General features: G+C 60.9%; 10 protein-coding genes and 1 pseudogene. 6 read left to right on the top strand and 5 right to left on the bottom strand.

From position 1 onward, the window contains the following. Positions 1-93 precede the first annotated feature (93 nt). The 4 genes from AB3X89_RS16525 to AB3X89_RS16510 all read right to left on the bottom strand — a co-directional run bounded on the left by AB3X89_RS16525 (position 94) and on the right by AB3X89_RS16510 (position 5,697). Positions 94-1,365: a sugar ABC transporter substrate-binding protein gene (locus tag AB3X89_RS16525; RefSeq protein ID WP_368584248.1), complete on the bottom strand. Its 1,272-nt coding sequence runs from the start codon at positions 1,363-1,365 to the stop codon at positions 94-96. Positions 1,366-1,904: 539 nt separating this feature from the next. Continuing rightward, positions 1,905-3,371 carry a DUF4331 domain-containing protein gene (locus AB3X89_RS16520; RefSeq protein ID WP_368584247.1) on the bottom strand — a complete coding sequence of 489 codons (1,467 nt, stop codon included), beginning with the start codon at positions 3,369-3,371 and terminating at the stop codon, positions 1,905-1,907. Positions 3,372-3,388: 17 nt separating this feature from the next. Beyond that, positions 3,389-4,588 carry a HupE/UreJ family protein gene (locus AB3X89_RS16515; protein ID WP_368584246.1) on the bottom strand — a complete coding sequence of 400 codons (1,200 nt, stop codon included), beginning with the start codon at positions 4,586-4,588 and terminating at the stop codon, positions 3,389-3,391. Beyond that, the gene (locus AB3X89_RS16510) at positions 4,525-5,697 is read right to left on the bottom strand and encodes a tetratricopeptide repeat protein (RefSeq protein WP_368584245.1); all 1,173 of its coding nucleotides are present in this window, start codon (positions 5,695-5,697) and stop codon (positions 4,525-4,527) included. The genes AB3X89_RS16515 and AB3X89_RS16510 overlap by 64 nt, the downstream gene beginning before the upstream one ends. Positions 5,698-6,740: 1,043 nt before the next feature. Between AB3X89_RS16510 and AB3X89_RS16505 the strand changes: the two genes are divergently transcribed. The 3 genes and pseudogenes from AB3X89_RS16505 to AB3X89_RS16495 form a co-directional block, all read left to right on the top strand. After that, positions 6,741-7,238 carry a hypothetical protein gene (locus AB3X89_RS16505; RefSeq protein ID WP_368584244.1) on the top strand — a complete coding sequence of 166 codons (498 nt, stop codon included), beginning with the start codon at positions 6,741-6,743 and terminating at the stop codon, positions 7,236-7,238. Positions 7,239-7,821: 583 nt separating this feature from the next. Next, positions 7,822-8,073 carry an IS66 family insertion sequence element accessory protein TnpB gene (gene tnpB / locus AB3X89_RS16500; RefSeq protein WP_368584243.1) on the top strand — a complete coding sequence of 84 codons (252 nt, stop codon included), beginning with the start codon at positions 7,822-7,824 and terminating at the stop codon, positions 8,071-8,073. Between the two features lie 29 nt (positions 8,074-8,102). Further along, positions 8,103-8,320: pseudogene (locus AB3X89_RS16495) on the top strand (IS66 family transposase); the annotation flags it as partial. A gap of 38 nt (positions 8,321-8,358) precedes the next feature. Here AB3X89_RS16495 and AB3X89_RS16490 read toward each other — a convergent pair. Further along, complete coding sequence (locus tag AB3X89_RS16490) at positions 8,359-9,414, bottom strand: hypothetical protein (RefSeq protein WP_368584242.1); 1,056 nt, start codon at positions 9,412-9,414, stop codon at positions 8,359-8,361. A 442-nt stretch (positions 9,415-9,856) separates the two neighbouring features. Here AB3X89_RS16490 and AB3X89_RS16485 point away from each other — a divergent pair, with 442 nt between their 5' ends. The 3 genes from AB3X89_RS16485 to AB3X89_RS16475 all read left to right on the top strand — a co-directional run bounded on the left by AB3X89_RS16485 (position 9,857) and on the right by AB3X89_RS16475 (position 13,754). After that, a complete protein-coding gene (locus tag AB3X89_RS16485) occupies positions 9,857-10,474 on the top strand; it encodes a LysE family translocator (protein ID WP_368584298.1) in 618 nt (205 codons plus the stop codon). 213 nt (positions 10,475-10,687) lie between these two features. After that, positions 10,688-13,102, top strand: a complete 2,415-nt coding sequence (locus AB3X89_RS16480) for a filamentous hemagglutinin N-terminal domain-containing protein (protein WP_368584241.1) — start codon at positions 10,688-10,690, stop codon at positions 13,100-13,102. A gap of 298 nt (positions 13,103-13,400) precedes the next feature. Further along, complete coding sequence (locus AB3X89_RS16475) at positions 13,401-13,754, top strand: DUF1428 domain-containing protein (RefSeq protein WP_008920469.1); 354 nt, start codon at positions 13,401-13,403, stop codon at positions 13,752-13,754. Positions 13,755-13,860 lie beyond the last annotated feature (106 nt).

The raw sequence follows: 13,860 nt of genomic DNA, 5'->3' as shown, positions 1-13,860 counted from the left end.
AGATCTCCAGCATCGAACCACTCAGGAGCGTCTGCTGCCGCTCCCGTTCGCAGAGGGGATTCGCGCGCCTCGCGTTCATCCCCGTGCTGCTGCTCACTTGCGCGCATGCTCCATGGCATCCTGCGCGTACTGGGTCGAATCGTTCAGCGCACCCTGAATGTCCTTTTGGGTGCCCGTAAAGATCTCCTCGAGCGCCACGCCGAGGTTGTCGCCGATATCCGGCCATTGCGGGCTTGGCCAGAACGTGACCTTCGACACCGGCGTCGTATCCTTCAATCCGGCGAGGATCTGCGGCTTGACGTGCTTCTGGAAGTAGTCGCTTTCGATCGTGCTGGTGCGGTTGTAGTCGCTGAACACGTTCTCGCGCAAACGCGCCTGCTCCTGTTCCTTGCTCGTCGCCCACGCGATGAACTTGCCTGCGGCCTGCCGGCTGCATTCGTCCTTCGCGCCAACCGCGGAAATGGCCAGGCCATGCCCGTAAGCAGCGGAGGGCAGCGGTGCCGGCGGCCGGACGTAGCCGACCTTGTCAGCGACACTCGACTTGGTGGGGTCTTCCATCCAGTCGGCGAACGGAGTTGACTCGATCATGAACGCCACCTTGCCGGAGCGGAATGCCTCGAGTGCGTTGCTCCAGTCGTAGGTGGTCGAGCCGGGCGGTGCGTACTTGAAGAGGTCCGTGTAAAGCTGCGTGGCCTTGACGGCGGACGGCGAATTGAACGCGGGTTGCTGCTCCTTGTCGGTCCATGTTCCGCCTTCAGCCAGCATGAACGGCGCCCAGCGCCAGACGTTCATGCCAGAGCCGCGCTGGCCTCGCGCAACCCAGCCGTAGAGGTTCGGCGGCGCGTTCAGCTTCTTGATGTCGGCAACCAGTTCGTCGAGCGTGCGCGGCACGGGCATGTGTGCCTTGTCGAGGATATCCCGGCGATAAAAGAGGAAATCGGAACCGCCAATCAGGGGCGCGAAATACGCGACGCCCTTGTAGCTCGCTACGGCGCGGCGTCCGGGGAGGAAATCGTTGTAATCGGCATCCTTGGGGTAGTACTTCAGCAGGGGCACGATCCAGCCCGCTGTCGCGAACTCGGAGACGTTTGCTTCATCCACGTAATAGACCTGGTAGGACCCAGCGCCGGTCGATGCGTCGAGCCGCGATTTCGCGCGGCGGTCGTTCTCTCCGAAATAGCTGATTTCGATCTTCGTGCCGGTCTTCTTCTGGTAGTCCGGCAAGGACTTTTCCATCACGGTCAGGCCGAGACTCTTCTGCGCAAGCACTTTGAGGACTGGGACGTCGCACGTTTGCGCGACCGACACGATCGGCACGCTCGCGCTCAGCAGCGCACACAGTGTGCAATAGGGGAACCTTTTCACCGCTGTCTCCTTGTAGGTTTTCGTTCGAATCCGCGTTATCGGGCGGCGAGTTTTGCCTGCCGGCAGATAGCGAGCACAAGTTAGCACCTGGCCGGAGTGCCATCCACACCAAAACGGGGCAGTTTGTCTGTACTTTTTGCTCAGTTTTTATGTGCAGCGCAAAATTTTGTGTCGGTCCGTTCAGCGGAAAACCCGCTTGTATGCGTCCTGAACTGCCGAGAGGCCGATCTGACGCGTCTGCTGCAAATCGCGCCAGCGAATCGGTTAGCGTCTTGAACTGAACGAATAGAAGAGTCGGCGATGAGTAAGTCGAAGAGCCTGGAGGAACTTTTCGCCGACCGTCACGGCGCTCGTTGGAACGGCCGGTGTGGCCTTGCCCGGCCGCGGTCAATTGTGGGCCAGCGCGAACTCGCCGCGCGCATGATCTTCCAGATCACAGTGCCTGCCAGGTCTCTCTGCTTAAGCATTGGTGATGTTTTGTGCAATTGTCGACCGCCGCGAACACCTTATGCCGGATCGCGGCGGACCTCAATCACCATTCAGCAGGGATTGGCACCCGCTTCACCGCAGTCGATGTGGCGGCGATTTCTCCCTGCGTGCGGTGTCGGCAGGTAGGGGAAGATCGTGTAGATGCCGTTCGCGGTCAAGTTGCTGCCTTCGGCACCGATGTTGAAGTTCACGCCATCACCCAGCAACAGATTGCCCGTCGGCGCGCCTGTCAGGCGGCCCGCAACGACCCTCAGTGCGATATCGGTCACGTCGTCATTCGGGCGCCGCCCATTGGGCCAGCCGGCGTTGTCCCCAGCAAGAACTGAGAGGCGACGCTGCTGCGCAGGTGGTGTCGGAGAAACACCCAGATTGAGCCGCAGAAGTTCCGAGCAATCGCGTGCGCCGCACGTCCCAGTCTGCGGTTGGGACGGATACTTGAGAAGCACGTTGACCAAATCGGTCCGGTTAGTCGTGGGAATCGTCAAGCCGAACCGCAGGTTGAGTGCAGTCGCCAGCCTTGAGTTGAGATAGAAACCCAGGAAGTGCGCTTCGTCGTCCGGATCGGTCGCGTTCCATTTGTCTTTCGTGTCGGTCCCAATGATCAATTCGTTGACGAGTGGATTGCCCATGCGGGACACCTGCACCCAACGTCCGGCTCTGTCGTCATCGCGGTCCATTCCGCGGCCTTCCCGACGCAATGTGGACACGTACGCGCCGATTACGGCATTGGGTTTGGACGTCACCGTGCTGATTGGCACTTCGATCGCAATGGAGCTGATGTTGAAGCCGGAGAACGTGTCATTGCCAAAAGGATTCACGTGATCGTTGGCATCCTCCGCCGGTGTCAACACGGGTGGCGTGCGGCGCAGATTGACAGTGTCGAACACTGCCCCCAGGTCGATGTAGAACGTCTCGCCGCGCTGGCCGGCAAAGACCTTGCCGCCGTTCGCCAGCAAGTAGATACCCTGTGCGGCCAGGGCTTCGTAATTGGGCATCGTTAGCGGTCCCACGTTGGACGGGACCGCGAACATCGTCTGGGTACCCAGATTGGTGCGCTCGCCGTGACGCACTTGCGTCACCGTGTAGCTCTGGCGCAGGATCAGACCGTCCGAGCCCGGGCCGTCGAGCGCAGTGATCGGCGGTAGCGCGGCATATGACAGCGGCAGCTGTTGGTTCGCCAGATCCCCGCGCAATTCGGTCTTGAAGCGGATTTCATAGACGAGGTCGTCGGCCCTGCCGTTGCCATTGGTGTCGACGTTGATGCGATAAATCACGTCATCGCCGAAATTGAAATAGTTCGGCCCGGCGTCAGGGTCCTGCATGGGAATCACGTTCAAAATGAAAACGACGTTGTTAGGGTTCGTCCAACTCCGGAACATGTAAAAGTCGGTGTTGTCGGCGGTCGGGTCGTTCGCAATCAGGGGGGCCTCGCGGTGACTGGCAGCGAGTGTTCCACTGCTCCAAAGCGCCGCGGCGCAAAGCGCGACGGCTGCCATGATGCGGGCAACAGATCTCATGGTGTTCTCCTTCAAGGTTATAACGTGGCGGCCAACGAGCCAAATATGGCAACGTTAAGTGCGCGCTCGACTAGCCAGATCATGGCGATGGTCGCGGTCACCGCTGAGCCGCCGGCAAGTACCACGCGCCGGTATGTCCAGGTTGCCCGCAACGAGAACGCCAGTGGCAGATAAGCGAATACGATGGCGAGTTGTCCTGCTTCGACGCCAAGATTGAATCCCGCGAGCGACAACGCAAGCGAACCTGCCGGCAAGCCGAGGTCGTGCAACGCGCCTGCAAAACCCAATCCGTGCAGCAGGCCGAAACCGAACGCCGCCATCCAGCGTCCGTTCGTCACGTGCGGAAACAGGTTATTTAGCGCCGCCAGCACTACCGACAAGGCGATGCCCGATTCAACGAGCCGCGAAGGCAGCACGACGATCGATAGCGCCGCCAGCGTGAGTGTGATCGAGTGCGCCACCGTAAATGCGGTCACAACCTTGGTGACATCGACGAGTGCCTGGCGAAACGATGCGCCCGGCTGCCATGCACGCCCCTCACGAATCAGCACCGCAGGCAGCAGCAGCGAGAGCAGGAACAGGATGTGGTCGTATCCGGTCCAGATGTGCCATACGCCTTCGTTCAGATATATCGCGAACTGCGTCAACGGCCCGCCGGTATCGGTACCGACAATGCGGTGCGGCGCGTCAGCGCTAAATATGACGCTTCGGCTCTGGCCATTCTCGACGAAGTTGAGAAGTCCCCGATGCTGGGGATCAAGGCCTTCGAACAGCCGGTAATCAATAGAAAGTGTTGGGCTCGCCCGCGGACATTGTCCTGTGAACGTCAGCACTGCGTAGGTGCCATCAGTGTGCGAGTCGATCAGTTGCCCAGCCGGTTCGAGCGCACAAAGTTTGCCAGCAGAGGACACCTTGAGGTGTGCAAGCGCATATGCCGCGATATCGCGCTTTCGCGCACGTACTTCTCCCCACGTGATGTCCCCGTCGCCGTTCTCATCGAGCCCAAGCGCGTTGTCGAGATCGCGTAGCGCGATATCCCACTGACCGCGCAGCGCTTGCCCGCTGCGCTCAAGCGTGAGGTAGGCGTCGCTTGCCTTATGCGCAAACGCGGGCGCTATCAGCAATGCGAGCATTAAGGCGAGGAGGACCCGTTTCATTGCCGTACCTGCAGCAGCGTGGCGATCGCCACATCTTCGAGATGCATTGCGGCGACCCAATCGGATGCGTTCTTTAGGGCATCAGCATCGCCGGCCGCGCGCGCGGCTTCGATCAGAATCCGCAGGTCGGACGGCTCGCGTTGGACCAACCAGTTTTCGCGCGCGAGAATGAGTGCCGCTTTGGCGTCATGTTCCACTGTGAGACGAAAGCGCGCCTCCTCCCTGCGATGCACGCTATCCCCGCGGCGACGCGCAGCGTCAAAGCGCGCCGAAAGATCCTCACGGTGCGCAGCGAATGACTCGCGCAATTCCGGCAGCTGTTGCTCGGCCAGCACTAAACGAAGCAGCAGCATGTCGTTTTTTGCAGCATCACGCAAAAGTGGCAACAACTCTCGCGGACGACCGCGATCTAGCAGAAAATCGGCGTATGCCCCCTGCAGATAAGCGTCATGCGGGTCGAGCGCAAGTGCGTCGCGGAAATGTCGCTCGGCTGCATCGAAGTCGCCGCGGCGAGCGGCAATTTCCGCGGCGAGCGTCAACGCCCACTCGCGCAGATCGAGACTGCCGGCACCTTGCGCAAGCACCTGCACGAGCGCGCCGTAGGCGCTCGCTGCGTTGCCGGTCAGGCTCGCCGGTGTCGCATCGCACCCCATGACGACGATGGGTGCAACGAGTCCCCTCAGTTGCTCGCAATCGTGCCGCGCGTCCGCGTAGCGCCCGCGCACGCTGAGCACTGTGGCGCGCGTCAGTCGCGCCTGCGCGAGCGCTGGATGCGCGGCCAGCAACCTATCCAGATCGGCAAGCGAGCCTTCGAAATCATGCTGGCTTTGCTTGAGCGTCGCGCGCAGCAATAACGCGGTCGGCGGCACATCCTCCGCGTCCCACCACGGCGCCAGCGCGGCCTGCGCCTGGCCGAAGAAGCGCGGATCGCCCAGCCTGCGCCCCGCTTCGAGAGCGCGACGCACGACGGACACTGCGAGGTTGAGATCGCGCGGGTTCATCATCAGCGTCGCGCGCATGCGCTTCAGTTGCGCAAGCGCCGGATCGTTTTTCTCTGGAAGGTGTTCGAGCACCACGCCGTCGCTTTCGGGTACATACGGTTTCGCCCAACTCTCGCCTGAGAGCAGGACAAGCGCGGCTACCAACGGTACGAATCGCCAACCCGACATCGACCTTCCCCTTCTGCATTGGGATATACGCGAAAGGTCCCGATCCGGATGCAGTCTGCGGTCACTGTTTCTTCCAGCGTCTTGCTTTTGGCTGCGCAATTTGGGCGTCCGCCACGTCAGCGTGGTTCAGCATGACGGGTTAGCCAGAAGTAAAGCCGGTTTCGCTTGACGTCGATGTTGGTCGCACCGGGTCAATCACAGCCTGCTACGCCGCCTGCGCGGGAGAGTGAAGAGCGAAATAATTAATGTCGATCGCGTGAGGATGTCTGCGCTATACAGCCGCTCTACCTTCAATTAGATTCGTCTGTAACGCTCTGCACATAGCGCACGCGCGAATGAGCCTTTTCGGGGTTCGAGTTGCATTTTTGGCTTTCCGGTTCGATTTGTAGGCGACTTCTCAATCACATTCAACGCTTAAGATCTGTCATGAACCGTCAATACAACGATGTCCTAAGCCACAGCGTGGGGGCAGCGCCGTCAAATTGGCGGCGTTACCTTGCTACGTCTCAATCAGCCGTTGTGAACAAGGAGCTTAATAACGCGCTTCATGCTGGAGGCAAGTACGTACAGACTCATCTCTGTGTTAACTCGCACCGTCGCCATCATATTTGCAGCGACGACCGGAGTTCGCGGCACTCCGACCGACGATGCCCTGTCGGTGCTCGGCGACCCGCGTACGGCGGGGGGCCTTAGCTCTTAGCCCAACGAGAAAAAAGGACGTTCACAGACCGCAGGCCCGATCGATGTCCCGCCTGATTTGTGCCATCGGCGGTAGTCAACCTTCCGGGTCGAATGTTCCGAGCGGGTCGGTGCGGAAGTTCGCTTGATGGCTTCAACTATTGAATCACCTGGATAAACTGACCCTGCCGGACAGATTTTCGTTCCGGAATAACCCAGCTTGCTGCATCGTTTAATCGTGAGGCAACACGTCATCGGCCGCGCGTTTTTTCGTGGCGGTTTGAATTGGTGAAGCACGCCGATGTGCCGGGCGACGCCGACGACTTCGCGCGTCGAAACGTCGGCGATACATGCAAGAGTCCATCATGGACAAGATACTTGGCTTTGGGGCGTTACTCGTCTACGTCAGCTTTTCTGCCCCCGCGTTCGCGCAAGCATATGACGGCTTACCCATACAGGCCAACAGCACCAATTGCCGCGCGGTCGCCGGTCAGGCGAACATCGACGGTTCGATGCAACAGATCATCGGGCGCGCGTGCCTGCAAAGTGACGGGACATGGCAGTTCGAGCAGAGTCCCGATGGCGGGGTGTTGTGGTATTCGGTTGCCGCCTACCCATATCCTGACCCGTGGTGGTGGGGGCCGCCGATTTTCATCGGCGCGGGTGTGAGCTTCATCTTCGTCGATCGTTTCCATCACTTCCACCACTTCCGTCATTTCCATCAACTGGATCACAACCACTTCGGCAACCCGGTGGGCGCGGGCTTTCACCGCGGACCTTTCCCGAGCGGCGGCATTCGTGGCTTCGGCGGCGTTCGAGCGTCCAGTGGCATGCGCGGCTTCGGCGGCATGCGACGGCGCTAGCCGACCCGCACGGCAATTCTGTAGGGTAGTTTCTTGCCCAGACCCTCTGCCTCAATATTGATCACCAAAACTTCGTGCCGGCGTTCCCGGCCAAGTGCCCCAGCATCGTTGCTGTTGTAGTGGCGTCAGCGGGGGGCCTCCCATTAGGGCGCCGGGTTCCATGTCGTTCGGACAGTCGCCTCCGAGTGCGACGAGTGACCGTTTGCAGATTCTGAGCCGCTGTCCGAATGTCCGACCGGCGGTACGAGCGAATGACCCTACCTGACCGACACTGCCTGACGCGATCGGCTCAGACCCGCAACAGACCCGAGAGCAGACCCTCATGTTTCGGTTTTCGGTTCGGCGATTTCACCTGCGAGCAATGACTACATTGTTCGAAGTAGCGTGCCTGCGGCCTGTATTACACGCGTGCGTATCGAGGGCACACCCGACGCAGCCACGCTGCGTGTTGTGTTGCGTACGTTGGGCGCCGCGGCGGAGACTGATGCGTGATCGGTCTTCCTGTCGGCACGCGTGTGTGGCTTGCTGCGGGCGTGAAGGCATGCGGGCATGATTCAACAGTCTCGCCACCAAGGTGCAGACGGTGCTTGAACCGGATCCGTTCTGCGGGCAGGTCTTCGTGTTTCGTGGCAAACGCGGCGATCTATTGAAAGTGCTGTGGTGGAGCGGCGATGGCATGTGCCTGCTGATGAAGCGACTCGAGAAGGGGTGCTTCGTATGGTCTCAAGCCGATGGCGGCGTCATTAGCCTGAGCCCGGCGCAACTATCAATGCTGCTGGAAGGCATCGACTGGCGGCAACCGACGAGAACGGCTCGACCGACCTCAGCGTTGTAAACGCCGTTGCCGGCGCGTAAACTGCCCGCATGACGCGCGCGAACCCACTTCCCGCCGATGTCGAAACGCTGAAGGCCATGCTGCTCAGCCAGGAGAGGGCGCTGCGTGAGCGTGACGCGCAAGTACTCACACCGCAGGAAACGGTCGATTCACAACGCCGCGCACAGCCGCGGAACAGGCACCGCGCAAGCCACTGCCTGAACATCTGTCACGCGAGATCCGGACGCACTTGCCTGAATCCGCCGACATGTAGGTAAGGCACTCTTCAAACCATCGGGGGGGCAGTCAGGTCAAGATAACTTTGCCGTCTTTAACGGTGCCGGTTTTCGTCTTCACTCCGTCGGAAACCATGCCGGTGAGGGTCCCGTCAGGCTTGCTGCTCCCGTCCACGCTGAGTTCAATCTGTTCCGTAAGCGTTGGGCCGCCCGTGGCGTAGGCTGTCACGAGGCTCCAGCCAGTGGGAGATGCCACGCGATCCCAGACGCTGAGCACACCGTAGCTGCCTTGGACTTCGAGTTCCAGAGCGTCGAAAAAGCTGGATAGCTGGGGAAATGCGATAGGGTTCAACGATCGCAGCGCTAGCGTAGAGCCGTGGTGCAGCGTTTCCAGGGCAATCTGGAGAGATTTGCGCGCTTGCGCCGAGCTGAATGGACAACCATCCATCACCTGTTTGAAGGTTGCGCGTCGCTCGAATGCCTCCAGCAGCCAGCGGGCCTCTTCTTCGGATCGGGGCGTTGCCGTTTTCGGGAGATTGAAGCCCAAGCCAAGCAGGGGACCGGGGCCTTTCACTGTCAAGGCAACACGCCGAACGCCGTGGAATGCTGTCGAAGTACCCTTTTTCCGCTGCGCACGTGTCCAAACTCCCCAGGCCTTCAGTTTGGTCTTGCTGGAGGTCATCGCCAGGTGCTGGGCCATGGGCGAAATGAAGTGGCCTGCGGATGCCCCCTTCGGGGGAGCTGCCGTATCAGGCAGGGGCGTGAAGGTGGGTTGAACCGGTGCCACTACGCGACGACCATCGGCACCGAGTCCGTAGTGTCCGATCACCAGACCAGCGGGGTCTGCGATCATGACTCGACCCCAGGTACGAATCTCGGGATTGCAGCCATAGGGATCAAAGGCTTGATCTGGTGTTTTTCCCGCAACCGCGCGCACCATCTGCGCCTGCCAGCCCGTCTGCCAGCCGTGCCGTGCATAGGCATGCTGCCCGCCTCCTGCCGCCACTTTGGACAATTCATCCTTGAGGTCAGCCTCATGCTGCTTCACGGCTGCGGCGACGTTACCAATGTGCGCCTCCAGGTGCTTGAACTGCAATCCCCAGTCTTTTGTCTTGACAGTGACCATGCTTCCCTCGGATTGAAATGGTGCTCAATATCGCAGAGCCTGTGCCCCTTGGCAACGGGGGGCGAGCTGGTTTAAGGAACTCCGGCACTTTGCACTCGGGACTCGGAAGCGCATATCGCAAGCAAGAGATTGCGGCCTCACCGGCCTTCGGTTCCTTCCACCCTCACCAGGACTAGAAAGCGCTCAACTTTGCATCCGCGGCTGTGTTTGCCTTGAGATGTTGGATCTGGGCGGAGCCTTGCATCGCGTGGGGTTGGGTGCGAACAAGGTTGGAGTTCAGTGACGCCATGTTTGCGAGCGTACGAATCGCACGTCCAGCGATTGAGCGTTTGGTCTGCTGCTTCCGGAGTCGGCCAGCAGCGGGCAGTCGTGAATTGCTTCAGAATACTAGCCGATGAAGCAACCCCACGTTGTGTACAGCCACTTTTCACTGAGGCTGCCAATGGTTGATTGGTCTGCTATCGCGATAGTCTTTTCTGTGTATGCGGCGGGTGTCGTCATACCCGGGCCGAACTTCGTCGCAGTCACTCACAAGGCGGTCGCCGGCAGACGCTCCGATGCGCTCGCGCTTGTCGCCGGAATCGTGACGGTGAATCTGTTCTGGGCGACTTGCGCCATCCTTGGCATCGGAATGGTGTTCGCTATTTTCCCGTGGCTCGCCGTCGGCGTTAGGCTTGCTGGCGCGGCCTATCTGATCTGGTTCGGGCTGCGGCTCGTTGTGTCGGCACGGGCAACCCCATCAGGAGCGCGCCACCCAACGAAGGCGCCTCTGTTTCGTGCCGCGTTCCTGCAAGGTATCGCGACAAATATCGCGAACCCGAAGTCCATCGCCTTTTATGCGGCGGTGTTTTCCTCAGCGGTGCCCACCCACGTTTCCATGCCGACGTTCTTCGCGATGCTTGCTACTGTCGGTGCATCAGCGACATGCTGGTACGGAGCAGTCGCGCTCGTTCTATCGCACACGGTGATTGCGACGGCGTATCGTCGCGCGAAGGCATGGATCGACCTCACATGTGGAGGGCTCATGATTGCGCTGGGGATCCGGCAGGCATTTCGATAACAAAGCGCCCGGCGGAGCCTGGCTGAACGGCCGCTTTGCGTGTGGGCGGCACCAGGAGATGGCAAAAGTCCGCACTGGACGGCGCAAAACGTTGAGATATCGGCATGCATTCGCGACGCCGATTGCTATTCTTCAGACACGGCGACTCATGCGTTTCCGGTCGGCTCTGCGGGTCGTCGGCAGCCATTCCGCACGCAGCGGAAAGGGGGCTGTATGTCACATTCGAAACTACCTTGGCCCCCGCGACGCGCGCTGTGTCGACAGCACTCGCGCGGACACATCTGGCTTGCCGTCGGCATTGCGCTGACTGGACTGTCCCTGACACCTGTTGCGTTCGGCGCGGGTCGCCTTCCGCAAGGCGGCACATATACCGCCGGTACGGGCACGATAGCTAGCCAGGGCAACGGTCTTTTGATCACGCAGCCGGGTTCGACGCGCGGCGTGATCGACTGGAACAGTTTCTCGATCGGCAGGCACAACAGCGTGACGTTCGACAACGGCACGGGCGCAACCCTGAACCGCGTGACGGGTGGCTCGCCCTCGGCCATTCTCGGCATGCTCAGTGCAACAGGCAGCCTGTATCTGATCAATCCGCAAGGCATCGTCGTGGGTCCGTCGGGTGTGATCAGCACGGGTGGCCGCTTCGTCGCGTCCACCCTCGATGTCTGCAACAGTGCATTCATGAGCGCCAGCAGCACGCTCACACTTGCGGGCGACTCCGATGCAGGCGTGATCAACCTTGGGAGGATCAGTTCGAGCGGCGGCGATGTGTTCCTGATTGCGCGACACGCAGTCATCAACGCCGGCACCGTGGCAGCGCCCAACGGCACGGCGGAGCTGGCAACAGGGGGCCAGTTGCTGTTGCAGGACTCCGCGGGCAGCCGGCAGGTGTTCGTTCAGACGGGCAGTCAGGGCACGGTCGTCAACAACGGGCGGATAACCGCCGCGCAGGTCAGCCTGCAGGCCGCCGACGGCAACGTCTATGCGCTCGCAGGCAGCGGCACGCGCATCCGCGCGACGGGCACGGCCAGCCGCGATGGCCATGTGTGGCTGGTGGCCGACAGCGGCCGCGTGGACCAACTCGGCAGGATCGCCGCAAGCAACGCGGACGGCAGCGGCGGAACGGTCGATACACAGGCGGCACAACTGACGTTCGGCAAGCACACAGTGGTCGATGCAGGCCAATGGAATGTCTCGATCCCCGCCTTCACGATCGATGATGCCGCCGCGCACGCGTTGCGCCGCAGCCTGAACGACGGCACCTCGGTCAATATCACCACGACGGGCGCCAACGGCGCGACGGGCGACCTGGGCGTCGCGTCGAGCCTGCGCTGGTCAGGTCCGGCTTCGCTCGCGCTCGCGGCGTACCGCCACGTCTCGGTGACGTCGGGTACGACCATCGCGAACAACGGTACGGGCAACCTGACCTTACGGGCCGACGCGTCAGGCATCGACAACGGCGGCAGCATGACCAGCGATGGGACCATCGACTGGTCGAAAAGTACCGGCATCGTCAGCGCGCTCTATGACATGAACGGGAGTTACAGCCCCGGCACGATCGTGGCGAACAGCGCATGGACAGCAGCTCCGTATAGCGGTCTCATCACCCAGGTGACCGGCTACAAACTGGTCAATTCGGTTGGCGATTTACAGAACATCGCGCTCGATCTCGGGGGCGCATATGCGCTCGGCAAAGACCTCGACGCCAGTGCGACCGATACGTCTTTCGCTTTCTCTTCGCTCGGCAATGCGACCACGCCGTTTTCCGGCCAGTTCGACGGGATGGGCCACGTGATCGACAGGTTCATGCAGCTCGATCAGAGCTCCACCGAGCAGCCGGCGATGGGACTGTTCGGCGCGATCGGGCCGACCGGTGTCGTGCGGAATGTCGGGATGACCAACGCCACGGTCGCGACCAATATCTATTTCCCGGGCGGGATCCCGCTTGGCATTTTGGCCGGCGAGAATCAGGGCTTGATTACCTACGCCTATACTACCGGCCGCCGCGGCTCCGGCGCGTTCGAAGGTGCGTTGCTCGGCGGCCTGGTGGGACGCAACGACGGCCTGATCGTGCGCTCGTGGAGCAGCGCGTTCGTCGGTTCTGCCGGCCTCCTCGGCGGCCTCGTCGGCGGCAACGGCGGTACGATCGTGCAATCTTATGCGACAGGGCCGGTGAGCGGCGGCAATCATGGCTCCGGTGGCGGTCTGGTCGGCGCTAACGACGGAACGATTTCGCAGTCGTATGCAACGGGGCAAGTGTACGGCCCATTCAGCGCTGGGGGACTGGCTCTTTCAAATAACGGCCTCATCGAGCAGTCGTTTGCGTCGGGCGCAGTCTTAGGACCAAGCTTCCAGGGCCCGGATTATGGCACTTATGGCGGCATCGTCGCCGTCCAGGGCTCACCGGCTGGAGTGCCGCTCGCGTCCAACGTCTACTGGGACAAACAGACCACGACCCGCAGCGTCAGCGCGGGCACCGGTCCGCAACTGCCGGCATCCAACGGTCTCACTACCGCGCAGATGAGCGATCCGGCCAGCTTCGTCGGCTGGGACTTTGGACCGACCGGCGCGTGGGTCATTCCGGCCGGCACGAGTCACCCGGTCCTACGCTGGCAGGTGAGCCATTAACCCATTGACTGCTAGCTGCTAGTTACCGCCCGCCCAGTGGCGGGACAGCCAGCGATTGCCTCCATTCACCTGGTCTGTTTTTCGCCCAGCACCCCGGCATCTCGTTAAAGGAGGGCAAAAACCCGGAAGGAAGCCGGGAACGGCCACCTTGAGACATTCGACACGGTAGGCAGTATTGCCGGCAATCGGTATCTATTGTCGATTTCTTGACTCCCCGCTCGTCGTGCGTATGGGCGGTCGCGTCGCTATGCGTTGCCGACCGGCACCTATAGTCCGTATGGGAAAAAGGAGTTTGCGAATGACTTACGTCGATGGATTTGTTGTCCCCGTGCCTACAGCCAACCGCGAAGTTTACAGACAGTTCGCCGAAAGAGCGGCGGCCGTCTTCAAGGAGCACGGCGCGTTGAAGGTGGTCGAATGCTGGGGAGATGACGTGCCGGAGGGCAAGGTGACGTCGTTTCCAATGGCGATCAAGCGCAAGGATGATGAGACGGTGGTGTTCTCCTGGGTCGTCTGGCCGTCGCATCAGTCGCGAGACGAAGGAATGAAAGCGGTAATGGCCGATCCGCGGCTGCAACCAGATAAAGACCCGATGCCTTTTGATGGCCAGCGGCTAATCTATGGCGGTTTCGAAGTGATTGTCGACGCGTGATGGCCGAAAAAACATGGCATTGCACATCCGCGATGCAACGCGCGACTCGTCACCTCGAATGAACAAAACTAATGAATAAATGAAATAATGCCATTTTTCTTCATGG

Source organism: Paraburkholderia sp. BR14320, from assembly GCF_040948665.1.
In the GTDB taxonomy this organism is placed as follows: Bacteria; Pseudomonadota; Gammaproteobacteria; order Burkholderiales; family Burkholderiaceae; genus Paraburkholderia; species Paraburkholderia youngii.
Note: the sequence above shows the minus strand (reverse complement) of the source record. Positions and strands in the feature narration are given on the sequence as shown.